The sequence below is a fragment of the Shewanella sp. ECSMB14101 genome, assembly GCF_000773485.1.
Lineage (GTDB): Bacteria > Pseudomonadota > Gammaproteobacteria > Enterobacterales > Shewanellaceae > Shewanella > Shewanella marisflavi.
Window position 1 is genome coordinate 1 of sequence record NZ_JSFF01000023.1, and the last position, 15,942, is coordinate 15,942.

The following is a 15,942-nucleotide window of genomic DNA, read 5'->3' on the forward strand; positions in this document are numbered from 1 at the left end:
TGGGGGTATGAATTATGAGGGGATCCTACAGTACAGAGCCCCCAAAGCATCCATGACCTTACTTCCATAGCCCCTAGAGCGGATTGATTCCGATATAGCCAAGAATTGTACAAATACAATATCCCTGTATTGAGTGAGATAGAGAAGACCAATCCACTCTTCTCCATCATAAAGTACGCTAAAGCCTTTCTTACCCTTTCTTAGTTTAAAACGAAGCAGAAACCTAGGTATGCGCTGCGCACCGGGAAATGCCTCTTTATAAAGATCGATCACTCTCAAATAATGATTGTCACTCTTATTAAACGGCCGGAAATTGATGCTCATACCTAGTACACCTAACCTTTATATAGAACGCATGTAGGTTTTTCTTAGCGAGCCGAGGAGCACGCCAAGTCTTAACTGTCTGTAATACAATGAACTTATCAGCATTCACTTAAACAAACCAACAGGAAAGCCTGCTGGCACTGAATGCAGCCAAATCGAAGAGATGACTTAATCCAGTACAGATACGCCAGAGAGCTTACGAAACAAGACCAAAATGTGCCCGACATTTTTTGGCATTCCCTCCGGGAAGGCGATAAATAACAGGGGAAGATTTGGCCATCAAAGCCTCAGCAAACATCAACGCCACCAAATGCTTCAACCAACAATCCGGCGTCTCATTTGGAGCGGGCAACTTCCCACGGCAAAAGGGCGGTTTTCCCCCATCACCATTTCCCTTATAATCGCCGCTCATCCGTTCAAAGGTACGCCAAGATGTTTCATATCGCCCTCTATGAGCCAGAGATTGCCCCCAATACCGGCAATATCATTCGCCTGTGCGCCAACAATGGCTGCCAGCTACACCTTATCGAGCCTTTAGGTTTCGATCTTGAAGAGAAAAAGCTGCGCCGCGCCGGGCTGGACTATAGCGATCTGACCCGAGTCACTCGCCATAAAGACTTTGAGAGTTTTCTTAGCGCCATGGCGGGTAAACGCATCATGGCCTGTACCACTAAGGGCAGTCGCCCTCACAGCGAAATCGCTTTTGAGAAGGATGATGTCTTGCTGTTTGGTCCAGAGACTCGCGGCCTGCCGATGGAGATAATCGAATCGATTCCCACCAGCCAACGCCTGCGCATCCCCATGGCCGCCAGCAGCCGCAGTCTGAACCTGTCGAACTCGGTCGCCATCATCAGCTATGAAGCCTGGCGTCAACTCGGCTATCCGGGCGCCTGTTAACCCTGAGCTATGGGATTGAGGGCGATGCCGCGATAGACTTGATAGTCGTCATCGTCCTGATCCAGATATTGCACCTTCTGTAGCCATAACCAGCCGCGCCCTTGAGGCGTGAAATTAAGACGGATCATCGCCGGGCGCTGCTGCACTATCCCTTTGCCCAAAAGTGAAAATCCCGCCCCTTCGCGGTACAGGCTAAAGTAGAGGATCTTGTCGGCATCCACGCCATTAAAGTAGGTTAGCTTGATCTCGCCATCACCTTCACGAAACCACCAGGTCTCGCTCAGTGGATGGCTGGCATGTTGGCTCACCGAGAGCATCAGCTGACGCCTGTCGGCGCTGCAGATCCCCTCGACCTGTACCGGTTTGATTTGCCCTTGGGGCCGAGACGCCTCTCCCTGCCACTCGCCCGCTAAAGCCTGACAGAAAGGCGACAGGGCGATCTTATCGGCCACCGCCATAGGCGTCGCTAACAGGGCGCACAGCAAAAAAAGTCGTCTAAAACAGTTCAACATCTTGTTTAGTTTGGTGTAGGTGATTATCTCTGTAACCTTGAAGTGCCTCATGCATCGGCACGCCTCGCAATAACGCCTCAAACATCTCGCGCTCACAGTCGAGCGAATAATGCGCCTGGATCTCAGTCTGTAACGCCTGCCAAGCCGAAGGCGATTGACGCCGCTTCTCATCTCCCAACATGCCTTCCATCAGGCTTAAGGCGGTGATCACATGACTGAGCCGCTGGGAGATGCGATCGTAAAACTGAAAAGCCTGCACGCCGCTGTCGATCGCCTGCACAAGGTTATCACTGTGAGCCAGGATATCACTCGGAGTATCGCCCTTGCTATGCAGATGGCCATTGACTTGAGTTAAATGCGCCGCCATCTCAGTAAACAGCTGCCCCAGACCTGTAACATTATGGTCGCCATCGGTTAGCGATAGCTCGATCTGCGCCGTCGCTAACAGGAGCAGCTTAGTGGTTTCTTGCAGGTGACACCAATCGGTATGGTCACAAGCCTGCTCTGGGCGTTGTGCAGGCGAGGTAGGTTCGACACGAGATTCCATTCATATCTCCCAGTATGACTAAGCTAAGGTTTTATTAACCCTAGATGAAAGCCTGTAGAAATGCGAGCACTCACCAGCGGGATTTGCCACTCAATAAAAAGGCCCGCAGGGGGTAACCCGCGAGCCTTTATCCATTCAGCCTAATGAACTATCGGCTATTGGGCGAACCCAACCGCACCGATATCCACCTGCTTCACTTCACCATATTCGGCGGCAATAGTGCCTATCTTGTCGGCATTACCTATCAACACATATTGCAGCTTATCCTGCGGGAAGTAGCTTTGCACCAGACGCTGAGTTTCCGTCAGGGTCAGACCGTCGACATTCTTTTGGAAGTCGTTGATAAAGCTGTCGTCGAAGCCATAGAGGTACATGCTCGACAAGAGCCCAGCAAGTTGCGCACTGGTCTCAAACTTAGGTGGGAACTGTCCCTTAACGTAAGCCTTGGCCGAATCCAGCGTCGCCTGGTCTATCCCCGTCTGCCACAGACGTGCATAGGTCTTCAGTGCCAGATCGATCGCCTCCTTGGTGGTGTCACTCTTGGTAAAGGTACTGATTCTGAACACGCCCCCTTGAGAATACGGGGTAAAGGCTGAGCGGGCACCATAGGTCAAACCGGCATTCACCCGCAGCTCATCGTTAAGCCAAGAGGTAAAGCGGCCACCTAAGATGGTGTTTACCACCTGTAGCCCCACGTAATCAGGGTTGTTGCGGCTAATGCCTTTACCGCCGATCAGGAAAGTGGTTTCGATGGCATCACCCTTGTTGACCAGCAGTACCTTGCTGGCATCTAGCTGAGGTTGTCCCTTGGCCAGATCTTGCTTGGTGATCGCCTCGCCGTTCTGCCAGTCGCCAAACAGCTTGTCGAGCTTAGCCTTCATCTCACTTGGCTTGAAATCGCCGACCACAGAGAAGGCGATATTTTGCGGCTGGTAGTAACTCATATGAAAGGCGCGCAGTTGATTAACCGTCAGCTCTGCCAGTGAATCCCGGTTGCCCGATGCCGGATTACCATAAGGGTGATCGCCAAACACCAGCTTGTCGAAGTAGCGGTGGATCACCACTCGAGGACTCTCTTTTTCCTGAGCCAGGCCCGCCATTTCGCGCTGGCGTAACTTGTCGAATTCGTTGGCGTCGAAATCTGGGCTGCGCAGCAGATCCCGCACCAGCGGTAGCAGCTTATCGGTATCTTTTGCCATAAAGTCGACATCGATAAAGCTACCCTCTTTGCCCGCATCGGCGGCAATTGAGGCCCCCAGGAAATCGACCATCTGCTCGATATCTGACTTACTCTTGCCGTTAGCACCCAGCAGCAGGGATTTAGCCGTCATGCTGGCTACCCCAGAAGTCGTGTCGTTGACTGCGCCGGCGCGCACCACGGCGCTGACAGTGATGAGCGGCACCTCGGTTTGTGGCATCAGATAGACTGTCATGCCATTGGCCAGTTGATACTGCTCGTAAGCCGGCATGCTAAAGCTGCCGGTATCGACAGTCTGGCTCGGCGTCGTCGCACAGCCAGCCAAGGTGAGCGCTCCGGCCATCATGGCGGCCGTGCCCAGCTTAGCAAGGCTTTGAGGGAATTGAGTCAATAGGGTCTTCATTGGTCACTCTCCTCTGTGGCCGCTAACACGCCAACGGTACGGTTGGCGCGGCGTAAATAAGTTTGCGCGACGCGCTGAATATCTTCTGGGGTCACCTTGCTATAGGCTTCTGGCGCATTAAATAGTTTCTCAAAGCTGCCGAAATAGAGCTCATAGGTACCCAGGGTATTGGCCTTGCCATTGATGGTTTCCATGGTTCGGTAGAAATTCATCAACTTGATGTTTTTCACCTTCTCCAGCTCATCCTGAGTCACGCCTTCACGGGCGATACGATTGATCTCGCCTATCATGCCTGTCTCAAGCTCTTTGGCTGTGATACCAGGATTGGCCACGCCCATGACATAGAAGAGGTTCGGGTCGAAACTCATCGGCATATAGGTCTCCACCTCAATGGCGACTTGCTTCTCCACCAGCCCTTGATAGAGGCGTGAACTATTGCCTGTGGTGAGGATAGAAGAGAGTAGATCCAGGGCGTAGTAATCCTGGTGTGAAGTTGCCGGTACATGGAAGGCCAGCATCACGTTGGGCGTGCTCACCGACGCCTTTTGCACGAAGACGCGACGTTCACCCTTCTGCAGCGGCTCAACCGTCTTCACCTCGCGAGGTGGGGTCTGAGCAGGAATAGGCGCAAAGTATTGGTTGGCTAACGCCTTCACCTCATTGAGCTTCACATCACCGGCGATCACCACCACGGCATTGTTCGGGGCATAGTAGGTCTTGTGATACTGCACCAGATCTTCTAGGGTCCAGGCGGCAATGTCTGACTCATGGCCTATAACAGACCAGCTGTAAGGGTGCGCGCGAAAGGCTGCGCCTTTGATCTCTTCTTGCAAAGTACGCCAGTTGGAGTTTTCCAGCCCTGTGGTGCGCTCAGATGCCACCACTCCACGCTCACTCTCCACCATCTCTGCATTGATATCCAGATTGGCAATACGATCGGCCTCGAGATCGAAGATGGTTTCCAGCGCATTAGCCGGGAACCAGTTGGTATAGACGGTTAAGTTTTCTGTGGTGTAGGCGTTATTGGCACCGCCTGCCGCTTCCATGGTGCGGTCGAACATCTTAGGACCATATTTTTTCGAGCCATTAAACATCATATGTTCGAAAAAGTGTGAGATACCGGTAATGCCAGGAACCTCGTTGCGAGAGCCCACCTTCCAAAACAGGTACATATTGGCATTGGGGATAGATGCATCTTCGAGCACCATAATTTTCATGCCGTTATCTAAGGTGAAGCTCTTTATATCTTCAGCCTGAGTAGCCTGCGCCCCCATTGCGGAGAGTAATCCCCCTATGGTTAGGCACAGTGCGATTATCTTTCGCATCATCTGTCGTTCCCTCATTCGTGAGCAGATAGAATTTATCTCGGTATCGAGGACCGCCAAGGCAAATGCCCTCGCTATTTGAAACCTAAATACCAATCGTAGTAAATAACTGCTCATCCTAGCTTGTTAAAACGCTCGAAAACGGCGTTAGTATTTTTGATAGTAGCATCACTAGCTATCAAAAAATTCTGCCTTGTTCTCAAGCGTTTTTCTTACGCAATTTCTGATCACTTACTTACTGTGATTCGTATAAGAGGTGAAATTATAAATAAGATCAAGCCTGTTGTAGCAATTATCGCCAAAGAGAATTGTAACTTATTGCTTTTGTGCCATGCTAAGAAAAAAGCATGGCCACATTAACCCAAGGGAGAATTCACCTTGCCGTCAGCCACAGAAATTGACTTGGCTTACCTTAATCGCATCAACTGCAACACGGAAGCCCAGCTGCAGATACTCACACCGCTCAGACCCATTAGACTCAGAACCCGGCTCATCGGCATCGATCCCGACAACGCCATTATCCTCGCCTTAGGACAAGACAAATATTGGCAGGCCGCCCAGGAGTACATCACCCAGGGCCAGGGGGTTGTGGTGCGCCTAATCAACAGCGACGACCCGGAAGCCAACATTTTGGCCTTTCGCAGTCAAATCAAAACCCTGCTTAACCACGCCGGTCGCTGGTTAGTAGTGAAATACCCTAAGACGCTTCAGAGTGTGGCGCTGAGGCAACATAGCCGCATCCCGGTCAATGTACCCGCCTCGATACATGAACAGCAGGCAGAGAGCGAGTCGCCACTTCTCTGTTCAAGCGGATTTTTACAGGATATCTCAATCAAGGGGGGCGCCTATATAGGCAATGAAATAGAAGGCGGCACGCTCAACAAGACCTATCTGTTACAGGTCAAGCTTACCCAGTCTGAAGAAACCCTAAGTGTGCCCATCATACTGAAAAACATTCAGCCACCGGGCGTGGGACGGCAGCAGTTCCAATATGGATTTACCTTAGATGACGCGCATATGGAGGAAGATCAGCAGGGCTTTGCGCAAAAGGTGATCATCAACCACCTGATGCAGCAACCCAAAAGCTAGCCGATTTGAGCCTTGGTAAAAAAGACGACATCTTTGTCTATGACTTCTAATTGCCAATTGAGCTGCTTGGCGACCCACTCAAAGGTCGCCTGGCTATAGAAACAGATATGGGTCAGATCCTGCTTGTAATGCCAATGAGCAAAAGCCGCCTGACTCAGCACTCGCTTGGTCATCACAGCTAAGCAGCTACCGGGCTTCATCATGGCGTCAAGGCGGGCAAGCAAACCTTGCGCATCTGCCACATGCTCAATCACCTCTGTCATGGTGATAAAGTCATATTGCTTCTCGAGCAACGCCTCATGGGGGAAGTAGTAGAGATCGTAATTATCCATGACAATGCCCACCTCATCGGCCATGACACTTATGGTGGGGCCAGGGCCACAGCCAAAATCCAACCCCTTATGGGCAGGGGTCAAGCGCTCAAGCAGGGGAAGCCAGGTACGCCCCAGGAAACGCCGATAGCCGGCATCTTCACTGTCGTTTTCATGATGATCATAAAACGCCTTCTCATCCTCGGCGCTTAAACGGTATTGTTCAGGAACACTCACCAGCTGGCACTGGCCGCAGATCAGGTATTCTCTGTGTTTATCGCGATGAAATAAACTTAAGTGTTCACTATGACAAAGGGGGCAAAGACTCACGCAGCATCCAATTAGAGTTAGGGTTTAGGAATTTTTCGATCTTGCGCCGCCGCATCGATCGCGTCTTTTAAATATTTAGCCTCTCGGCTTTCACGCTCATTAAACTGTCGCTGGGCTTTCTCCCGTTGCGACTCTTGCCATTCACCCGATTGCTGGCGCTTGAGCACTTCCTTTTCCCGTGTCTGGGTGTCTTTAGCCGCCTCCCTGGCTTTCTCAAGTTGCTCGGCCTCGGTTTGGCGTGCAATCTCGCTGGCCTCCTCGGCAGTCGGGCTGAGGCGCTTATGTTCTTTGGCGGCGAGATTCAGACTCAAGCCGACCAGTAATACCAAGGCAAGACGGGGCATCATGGCGTTAATCATGACAGTTATCCTTAACTAATCGAGAGGTGTGAGCCGATTTTAGCACTATCGTCATCACAACGTCGAAAAACCTTTCCACACACGCTTAGGCGTGCGAAACGTCATAAAAAAGCATTAAAAATAGCGCAAAAACCTATCCTTAGGTTTGAGTCTGCTCCTGATTCGCGGTACTTTTAACCATACCTATAATGAGGCTATCACTTAAGCCACTGTAAATTAACGTCTCATTGCCCTATCTCATGGAGCACCCTATGGGCCCTTGGTTAACTTTATTGGCGCAGCTAAGCAGCGCACAGCCTCAGACTCAGCGGCAACTCGAACGTTGGCGTGAGGACGACTCTGCTTTCTTAGCTATCCTCAAGGGCCACTCCTTCATAGGCGCCAACCAAGGCACCCTGGATTATTTTCAAACCCAGCTGGACAGCTTTATCAATGCCACACCCTATGACTTCTCTCCGCGCATTCAGTCAAATGGCATCAACAGCATAGAACGTGCGCAGCAGTTAATTGAGCGAGTCCATCAAGGTGAGCACATCAGCATCAACTGGCTGCATATGAGCCAGCTGGGTAGCGAATTACCCACCTTGGTCAGCATGCTACCTGCCAAGCTAGGCGATGCAGAGGTCATTCTGGCCCGTTTCGACCCCGCCGACAGACGCGCCAAGCGGCGGAACAACATCTCTAACGGCTTCGAGCGCCTACCTGCACAACTGATCTCCAGCATACTGGAAGATAGCGCCGAGGCGGTTTACATCAGTAATGACAAACATGAGATCATCACGGTTAATAAAGCTATGTGCCGCATCTGTGGCTATAGTGCCGATCAGCTGCTCCACAAAGGACCAGACGAGCTACAGGGCTTTAGCGATGCCAGCCAATGTCACAGCGACTTCCTACAGAGCCTGGAAGATAGAGGCAGCTGGCAGGGAGAAACCACTAAAACCCGCTCAGACGGCAGCCAATTTCCCGCCTGGAAGAGTTGCCACAAGATACAGATCGATGGTGAGATCTATTATGTCACCCTGTTCAGCGACATCAGCGCCAAGAAACGCCTGGAGTCACGCCTGACAGAGCAAGCCATGGTGGATACCCTAACAGGCCTGCCCAATCGACATCAGCTCAAGCTGCATCTGGATCAAGCCCTTTCCGAGGTCAAACAGCAGACAGGTAAGCTGGGCGCCGTGATGTTTATGGATCTCAACGGCTTTAAAAATGTGAATGATTGCTTCGGCCATGCCACCGGCGACAAAGTACTGCAACTGGTGGCCGCCCGCCTCGAAGCCAGCTGTATCGATAAGGCTCATATCGCCAGGCTCGGTGGCGATGAGTTCACTTTAGTCTTAACCGATTACCACAATGTTGACGAGATAGAGGCCGTCTCCCAGCAGTTGCTCGCCATTTTTGATGCTCCCTTTGAGATCAACGGTCAGAAATTTTATCTGGGCACCAGTGTTGGCATCGCGCTATTCCCAACCCATAGCGATCAAGCTGCTCAGCTGCTCAGCTGTGCCGATACCGCCATGTATTGTGCCAAGAAGAGCCCTAATCATGTGCTCTTCTATGACAACAAGATGCACAAAGATGCTCAGCATAGACTCAAGACCATCAACGACCTGCGCCATGCCTTTAGCCTGAATCAGTTCCAACTGGCCTATCAGGTGATTGTGGATCTTGAGGGTAACCAGGTGATTGGCGTCGAAGCCCTGCTGCGTTGGCACAAGAGCGATGGCGAGATCATAGAGGCCTGCGATTTCGTGCCTCTGCTGGAAGAGACGGGCTTGTTGATCAATATAGGTCAGTGGGTACTCACCACTGCCTGTACTCAAGTCGCCAAATGGCAAGATGAGCTGAAAAAGCCACTACAGGCCTGCGTGAATGTGTCGGCAACCCAGCTCGAACATCCCGATTTTGTCCAACAGGTCAAACACGCGCTGGCGTTGAGCCACCTGCCCGCCTGCAACCTGGTACTGGAGATCACTGAGTCGGCGCTACTGCGCCAACCCATGCGAGTTAAACAGACCCTAAGCCAGCTAAAGGCGCTGGGCGTGCGTATCGCCATCGATGATTTTGGCGCGGGGCTATCGTCTCTTAGCAAGCTGGGGAATCTGCCTATAGACACGCTGAAGATAGATGCGGGCTTCGCCGAACGGCTCAACGAGCCTCAAGGAAGAGAGCTCTGTCAGGCAATGATCCAACTCGCCCAGGCACTTAATATTCAATTCGTGGTTGAAGGCGTCGAGACCCTGGAACAGAAACAGATACTGTCAGGCATGGGTAAAGGGTTTGCACAAGGGTATTTCTATGGATATCCGGCAGCGGCGGGGCAGTTCACCAAGGCAAACTTCATGGCCCATTGAACCGATAACTGTGTCAGCACCTCTAGGGCAATACTGCCTCCCTGCATGGACAGTAAACTGACACAGCTATCTGACCACCCTATCAAGGGTGACTAAGACTATTAAACCCTAAATTACCTAACATTATCGTGATCTATGCCATAGGCTGATCTGCCAATTTATATCTGCTTCACAGTTTTACCATTGCCTATTTCTGGAGATACCTTTGCCTCACCTCTGGCGGCATAGCATCGAGTCTTTGCCGTACCAAGGCCGCTAAGGCATCGGTGAGCGGTGACACATCACAGCTTGGTTCCAAGGTTTCAATGGCCAATGCCGCCGCCTCAAGGGTGGACAGGCTATCATCGCGTTTGGCTTTGCGTATGGTGTATTTAGACGGGGCGTCGAGATCCAGATGCACCGCAGGATACTCGGCCAACCAGGGATTTAACTTAAGCAGCTTAAAAGCTTTTCGCCAAGTACCGTCGAGCAGCAGCAAGATCGCTTCATGGTTATTCTCAGGTGACTCTAGCGGCTGACTGGTTTCACTCGGGTAGAGCAACAACACTGGCCGGGTCTGGGCCTTAAGGTAGGTCCTCAAGTCGGTAAAATCCGTCGGCGTCTCCCCTACCACCAGTCGCAATCTATCCCCCATCACGGCTTGCATCAGCTTTACACTGTTCTTGGCATGTGACACCTCACTCGGGTGTTGCAACACAATCAGCTCGACATGGGTCGACAGCGGCCGAATGTGCTCGCACAGGCAGGCATTCACAGGGTATTGGCATTTGGGACAAACAGGACGGCTCACAAGATCCTCAATATTAATGGGTAGGCGCTGAATACTAACCTAACTAACGCAAAAGGCGGCTTGCTCTGGAACTGACGCATAAAAATCAAACCTTTACACAACAATTACTTAACAAATATAATCCGCTACCGGGCAACAGCTCGTATACCAGCAAGATTATAACGGGCAGCAGAGTGTTATCACAGCATGGATGCAGCCTTCATCATGACAACAAGGAAGAAAAATGAAAAAGCAGCTACTCACACTCCCCCTTCTCTTAGGTTTAACCACACAGGTATTTGCCGGTGAAGCCGTTAACACCTTCCAACATGAAGCCAATGTGAGCTTCGGTACCGATACCGATAACTTCGAAGACGGTCTGTGGAATCTTGACTACCGTTTCTATTTTGAGCCGGTGAAAAATAACAATGCCCCCCATGCTTTAGCCGGATTTTTAGCACAAAGCTCCTATCTCGGCGGTATGTATGCCCAGACCAACGCCTATGACGATACGGTGAGATACAGTGTAGATGGCCGATATGTGATGGCCTCAAATTGGTTTATTGGCGCCAATTATCTCTATCTCAACGTAGATAGCAGTGAGTTTTTAAGTTCTCCAATAGATGAAGATGAAACCGGCTATGGCATAAACCTTGGCTATTATTTTAACGATAGCTCCGAAGTCGCCATCTATTATCAATATCAAGGCAACTCAGACTCTTGGAATCTAAGCACTGCAGAAGTTATTACATTCGATAAAGACAGCGATCTATACGGCGCCCATATCCGTAGCTACTTTCCGCTGCAATCCACCACAGGCTTAGATTTCAAGGCCCAAATAGAATATGGCCAACTGGAAACCAGTAATACCATAAGTTCACAATTAGAAGTGGCTGGTTATCACAATGACACGACTCAAGTGAGCCTGAGCGCAGACTGGTATATCACCCCAGCCTGGTCTGTTGGCGCCGGTTATACTTGGTTAAATAGCGATGCAAAAATCCAGTGGCTCACCCCAGATAATGGTATTAACACAAATACCTTTGAGGACAGCATCAACCTGTTTAGCCTATCGACACAGTATTGGTGGCAGATCTCCAACCACTTCGCCGCCAACTTCGCTGGGGTAAAGCGATTTTCCGATGAAGATTTCGCCGATGATTTTCTTATCGGCATAGGGGTAAACGCCCGCTTCTAACATCAGGCGAAAAAAAAGCCTGCATTGAGGTCACTAATGCAGGCTAAAAGGGTGTTACTAATGAATTGGATTACGGCTATCAGTGAGCGTGACGCTCTTGGTGCCAGGCATCTAGTCGGCCCATGTTCATGGCGACCAACAACAGGCTTGCCAAGCCACCCATGACGACGACCACGGCGTAGGGAGCGGTGAGCGATGTCTGCTGCACCAGTCCTGCCAAAATAGAGGCGCCACTCATCTGGATAAAGCCAAGCATGGCGGTGGCCGTACCGGCGCGCTCACCAAAGCCTGCCAATGCCATACTGGTCGCCGGGCCGAGCAGCAGGGCAAAGCCGATACACAGCAGCATCATAGGCAACATAAAACCAAAGGCCGCCGCCAGTCCTGTCTGCGGGCCAGCCCACTGTACCCCAAGTTGCAATAGGGCAGAGACCAACATGGTGCTTAGCGCTAGGATCACTGTCGGACGGTTACCCAGCTTCTGAATCACCACTGGCGCGGCAAAACAGGCTGCGATGTTCACTAAAGCGTTGAGACCAAACAGACCGCTGAAGGTCAGCTCGGACACGCCTATTGTCTCGATAAGCCACACAGGCGAGTAGGAAACATAGGCGAGAATTGCCGCCATACCAGCCATACAGGCAAAGGCGTAGAACATAAAGTGCGGATCGATCAGCACAGGCTTATAGCGTGACCAGCGATAGAGCGGCCCTTCGGTCACGGTATTCGCGGGGCGGGTCTCCGGCAGGCGATAGCCGACGATGATCATGATAATGATGGCGTACAGCGTCATAAACACGAAGGTAGAACGCCAGCCAAACTGCAGCGCCAACAGGCCGCCTAGGGTGGGTGCCAACGCCGGGATCACACAGATCACCCCATTCAGATAACTGTAATAACGAGCACCTTCTTTAGGCGTAAAGCAATCTCTGACGGCACTAAAGACCACGATAGAGGTTGAGCAGGCGGCTAAGCCTTGTAGCACGCGGGCCAGTTGCAGCCAATGAAACTCCATCGCTACCACGGCCAATAGACTGCTGGCGATATAGAGCAGCAGACCACCCAATGCAATAGGGCGACGACCATAGCGATCCGCCAGTGGGCCTATCAACACCTGACCGACCCCCATGGCAAACAAAAACAGCACTAGCGTCGATTGCACCTGACTAGCAGACACGGCAAATTCAGCCGCCATGACTGGCATTGAGGGCAGATAGATGTCGATGGCAAGGGGGCTCAAGACCACCATTAACATGAGTATGGGTAACAGGTTTCGACGCATATTTCTCTAATTTACATAGGGGTTAAGGTAATAGGGAGCATTTTAGACCAGCCTAGTTATGAACAGAAATGGTATAATTTCAAAAGCTAATTTCCTTTAAGGAATATCATTATGAATCTCGACAACCTGGCCCGAATCGATCTAAACCTCTTGGTCATGCTGCAAGTCCTACTGGAAGAGCGCAGCGTTACCCGCGCCGCCAGCCGCCTGCATCTAAGCCAATCCGCCCTGAGTAAGAGCCTCAACCGTCTGCGTGATACCTTAGGCGACCCACTCTTTATACGCACCGCACACGGCCTTAAACCCACGGCCCATGCCGCCTATCTTGGCCAGCAGCTGCCCGACATGTTGCAGGGACTCTATCTGCTGACCCAGCCGCCGAGCTTCAATCCCGCCAGCAGTCGGCGCCAGTTCTCTTTTGCCATGGTCGAGAGTGCCTATGAGACGCTGATCCCCTACTTTATCGGGCCCCTGCTCAATAATGCCCCCAACCTCAGGTTGGACTCCTATCTTTGGATGGAGAAATCCCTCTCCTCGCTACAGAAGGGGCAGATAGATTTCGGTATTACTGGACGGGATATCAATCCGCAGTCGGATCTCATCATCGACCGGCTACCTGAAGGGATAGCTCATCAGACGCTGTTTACCGACTATCAGGTCTGTCTGGTTCGCCAGGATCATCCCATGCTGCCAGCCATCAGAAATCATCGATGGGATCTGGATATCTATCTGGAGATGTCCCATGTACAGGTACGCTGCGAGGGCAATGAGTGGTGGGCACTGGACTACTTTCTGGCTAAATCGGGTAAGCGTCGCCACCTGAGCACCACAGTACCCGATTTCTATGGCGCCGCCAGTGTCTGCGCTCATAGCGATCTGATCTTTACCTTACCCTCCAGTTTTGCGGCCCATGCCCGCAAACTCTACGCCCTGGAGGAGTTGCCCCTGCCCTTCGATTTCCACTCCCTGGCCTATGTATTGCTATGGCATGAGCGCAATAACGACGAGCCAGGACATAAGTGGATACGCGAAACCATCTGCAAGAGTGTTGCCCAGGCATTTCATCAAGACTAATGCCGTAAATCGGCGCTTGGTTCAGCTTAGGTTAACCTTGAACTGGTTATGATGCTTGGGTAGCCACGGAGACATTCAGTAACATTTTACGGCTTAGATTAAACGAATTTAACGTGATCTCGCTGGGCTGTATGTGCACAATCGAGCCATTAATGCAGGGCATATCGAACAGAAATTCAACCTGAAAGTTAGACGGCCCTTAGGGAGAAACTATGATTTATCATCAATTTCAACAGACGCCTTTTCAGCATAGGTTCTCGGGTACTAAAGGCTGGATGGCCTTCGCAATCGGTTTAGTCGTCATGACATTGGTCTTGCTAGCGCTTCCCTTTGTCATTCTCGTCGGCGCCTTAAGCTTTATTATCCTGAGCCTGTTTGGCCGGGTCTTTCTTAAGCGCCAGCTGGCAAAGTTTCGCCAGCAGGGGAACGCCGCCTTTGGCGAGCGTACAGCAGGTTTTGACCAAAAGGGATATTCGGCGCGGTCATTTGACACCGCATCGCCCTTCGGTCAAACCCAGGCCCCACGTCAGGGACGTACCTTCGAGCACGACCCTAACGAATAATACCAATCACAGTAAGTGGTCAGAAATAGCGTCGGATAAACGCAGTTATCGAGCGTTTAAACAAGCTAGGATGATCAGCTATTTACTAGGATTGGTATAATCTCACTCGCCGCCCTTGGTCTGGCCAATAGGGCGGCAAATACCCTCCAGGCCTGTGCTGTGTCACGGGCCTGACCCGTCACATATTCCCCGACACTGGCCTCGCCAAAGTGATAGTTAATCACATAGCTGCGATTAGAGCGGTAGAAGTCTACCCGCTGCGCCGCCTTAGCACTGCTATACAAACCAAACTCCACTAACGTTTGCGCCGCCTGATCAGCATCGATTTCACCGTCGATAAACTGCCGGCACACCAATTCATCCATATGGGCTAAGCCTTTGTAGGCATCCATCACCCTATGATAGTGGTGAATATCGCCCTCAATACCCGCCAAAGGCATTAACACCTCCCGCTCGAAGGCAATAATTTCTGCCTTGGACATCAAGAGTGACAATCCATAGTTGGCACTGCCCTCAGAGAGAAATGAGATAGGGCTGTAAAGCGGGTAAACAGCATATTCCATCCAACCCAGGCCCATAACCAGATCCCGTTCTTGCAGCAGGTTAAACAGATGATGCCCCGGATAGCCTTCGTGGCTGGCCAGCTCCATTGCCCGCTCCAGATACAAGGGATGGTCTTGATTGAGCTGGATAAGACTCGTGTAGTCACCCTGATACCAGTTGTAGGCAGTCCAGATCTTATCCTTGACGAACTCCACCCTAAAGCGCTCCTCTTCCGGCAGCACAATATGTTGCCGCGTCACCGCTCTAGCCTGCTCCACCGCGGCGGTAAAGACCTGAGGCACCTTGTCAAACGGCACGATAAACGGGCGCCGGTACGCTTCAAACCTTGAAGTCAGACTCCCCTCACCCGGCAATAGCCTATCGAGCTCGGCAAGGGTCTCACTAAAGTGACTCAGCTGATGCTTAGGCGCTTTAGCATCATAGAGAGCCAAAGATTCCTGATCGAAACTCAGCGACTCCCCCATGAGTCCGGTTAAATAACTTGCCACAGAGGTCAGTTGTTTGGTTAAAAAGCGATGTCGCTGGATGAGCGCCTGACAATCTAACCCCTTGCTTACCTTGTCACACTCCGCCCTTAACGAAGCACAGTCAGCGACCAGTTCAGTAAGCGGCCTAAGGCTCGCCTGGGCTTGCCAGTCAGCGGGACCATAATAGGCGTCGACATAAAGAGGTTGATGACAGCCTATCGCCAAGACGAGTTTGATATAGCCTTCGGCTAAGGCGTTGAGCGTCCTGTTAGAGGTAGCGCACTGGGCCGCAGCAGAGGTTTGATGGCAGATGACACAAGCGGCCGTTTGAGGATGAGACACAGAGACTCCACACCAGCTGAGAAACAGAGGC

16 protein-coding genes are annotated in these 15,942 nt (G+C 51.5%); 6 read left to right on the forward strand and 10 right to left on the reverse strand.

Translation table 11 applies throughout. The features are described 5' to 3' along the window. Positions 1 to 12 precede the first annotated feature (12 nt). On the reverse strand, positions 13 to 324 hold the full coding sequence (locus NY07_RS15360; RefSeq protein ID WP_052125793.1) for a GNAT family N-acetyltransferase: 312 nt from the start codon (positions 322 to 324) through the stop codon (positions 13 to 15). 432 nt (positions 325 to 756) lie between these two features. Here NY07_RS15360 and trmL point away from each other — a divergent pair, with 432 nt between their 5' ends. Beyond that, positions 757 to 1,221 carry a tRNA (uridine(34)/cytosine(34)/5-carboxymethylaminomethyluridine(34)-2'-O)-methyltransferase TrmL gene (gene trmL / locus NY07_RS15365; RefSeq protein WP_033540243.1) on the forward strand — a complete coding sequence of 155 codons (465 nt, stop codon included), beginning with the start codon at positions 757 to 759 and terminating at the stop codon, positions 1,219 to 1,221. On the opposite strand, the gene NY07_RS15370 is transcribed toward trmL, so the two are convergent. The 4 genes from NY07_RS15370 to NY07_RS15385 form a co-directional block, all read right to left on the reverse strand. Then, on the reverse strand, positions 1,218 to 1,733 hold the full coding sequence (locus tag NY07_RS15370) for a hypothetical protein (RefSeq protein ID WP_033540244.1): 516 nt from the start codon (positions 1,731 to 1,733) through the stop codon (positions 1,218 to 1,220). The two genes, trmL and NY07_RS15370, sit on opposite strands and share 4 nt — an antisense overlap. Further along, on the reverse strand, positions 1,717 to 2,280 hold the full coding sequence (locus NY07_RS15375) for a hypothetical protein (protein ID WP_033540245.1): 564 nt from the start codon (positions 2,278 to 2,280) through the stop codon (positions 1,717 to 1,719). Before NY07_RS15375 ends, NY07_RS15370 begins: the two co-directional genes overlap by 17 nt. A gap of 155 nt (positions 2,281 to 2,435) precedes the next feature. Then, the gene (locus NY07_RS15380; protein ID WP_373681784.1) at positions 2,436 to 3,824 is read right to left on the reverse strand and encodes a M16 family metallopeptidase; all 1,389 of its coding nucleotides are present in this window, start codon (positions 3,822 to 3,824) and stop codon (positions 2,436 to 2,438) included. Positions 3,825 to 3,877: 53 nt separating this feature from the next. Next, positions 3,878 to 5,209 carry a M16 family metallopeptidase gene (locus NY07_RS15385; RefSeq protein ID WP_033540247.1) on the reverse strand — a complete coding sequence of 444 codons (1,332 nt, stop codon included), beginning with the start codon at positions 5,207 to 5,209 and terminating at the stop codon, positions 3,878 to 3,880. 375 nt (positions 5,210 to 5,584) lie between these two features. Between NY07_RS15385 and NY07_RS15390 the strand changes: the two genes are divergently transcribed. After that, positions 5,585 to 6,295: a flagellar brake domain-containing protein gene (locus NY07_RS15390; RefSeq protein WP_033540248.1), complete on the forward strand. Its 711-nt coding sequence runs from the start codon at positions 5,585 to 5,587 to the stop codon at positions 6,293 to 6,295. Here the strand turns inward: NY07_RS15390 and NY07_RS15395 are convergent. Then, a complete protein-coding gene (locus tag NY07_RS15395; protein ID WP_033540249.1) occupies positions 6,292 to 6,936 on the reverse strand; it encodes a class I SAM-dependent methyltransferase in 645 nt (214 codons plus the stop codon). The genes NY07_RS15390 and NY07_RS15395 overlap by 4 nt on opposite strands. A 17-nt stretch (positions 6,937 to 6,953) precedes the next feature. Further along, positions 6,954 to 7,295 (reverse strand): hypothetical protein, encoded by a 342-nt coding sequence (locus NY07_RS15400; protein WP_033540250.1) that lies wholly within the window; start codon positions 7,293 to 7,295, stop codon positions 6,954 to 6,956. Positions 7,296 to 7,546: 251 nt separating this feature from the next. On the opposite strand from NY07_RS15400, the gene NY07_RS15405 reads away from it, so the two are divergent. Continuing rightward, entirely contained in the window at positions 7,547 to 9,652 is a 2,106-nt protein-coding gene (locus NY07_RS15405; protein ID WP_033540251.1) for a putative bifunctional diguanylate cyclase/phosphodiesterase, read from the forward strand. A gap of 187 nt (positions 9,653 to 9,839) precedes the next feature. Here the strand turns inward: NY07_RS15405 and NY07_RS15410 are convergent, their stop codons facing one another. After that, complete coding sequence (locus tag NY07_RS15410) at positions 9,840 to 10,442, reverse strand: tRNA-uridine aminocarboxypropyltransferase (RefSeq protein ID WP_033540252.1); 603 nt, start codon at positions 10,440 to 10,442, stop codon at positions 9,840 to 9,842. A gap of 223 nt (positions 10,443 to 10,665) precedes the next feature. On the opposite strand from NY07_RS15410, the gene NY07_RS15415 reads away from it, so the two are divergent. Continuing rightward, on the forward strand, positions 10,666 to 11,619 hold the full coding sequence (locus NY07_RS15415) for an outer membrane beta-barrel protein (RefSeq protein ID WP_052125798.1): 954 nt from the start codon (positions 10,666 to 10,668) through the stop codon (positions 11,617 to 11,619). A 79-nt stretch (positions 11,620 to 11,698) separates the two neighbouring features. Here the strand turns inward: NY07_RS15415 and NY07_RS15420 are convergent, their stop codons facing one another. Beyond that, on the reverse strand, positions 11,699 to 12,901 hold the full coding sequence (locus NY07_RS15420; protein ID WP_033540253.1) for a multidrug effflux MFS transporter: 1,203 nt from the start codon (positions 12,899 to 12,901) through the stop codon (positions 11,699 to 11,701). 111 nt (positions 12,902 to 13,012) lie between these two features. On the opposite strand from NY07_RS15420, the gene NY07_RS15425 reads away from it, so the two are divergent. After that, positions 13,013 to 13,975, forward strand: coding sequence for a LysR family transcriptional regulator (locus NY07_RS15425; RefSeq protein WP_033540254.1), 963 nt, complete (start codon positions 13,013 to 13,015; stop codon positions 13,973 to 13,975). A gap of 212 nt (positions 13,976 to 14,187) precedes the next feature. Further along, positions 14,188 to 14,538, forward strand: coding sequence for a hypothetical protein (locus NY07_RS15430; RefSeq protein WP_033540255.1), 351 nt, complete (start codon positions 14,188 to 14,190; stop codon positions 14,536 to 14,538). A gap of 74 nt (positions 14,539 to 14,612) precedes the next feature. On the opposite strand, the gene NY07_RS15435 is transcribed toward NY07_RS15430, so the two are convergent. Beyond that, positions 14,613 to 15,911: a DUF885 domain-containing protein gene (locus tag NY07_RS15435; protein WP_235363946.1), complete on the reverse strand. Its 1,299-nt coding sequence runs from the start codon at positions 15,909 to 15,911 to the stop codon at positions 14,613 to 14,615. Between the last annotated feature and the right edge of the window lie 31 nt (positions 15,912 to 15,942).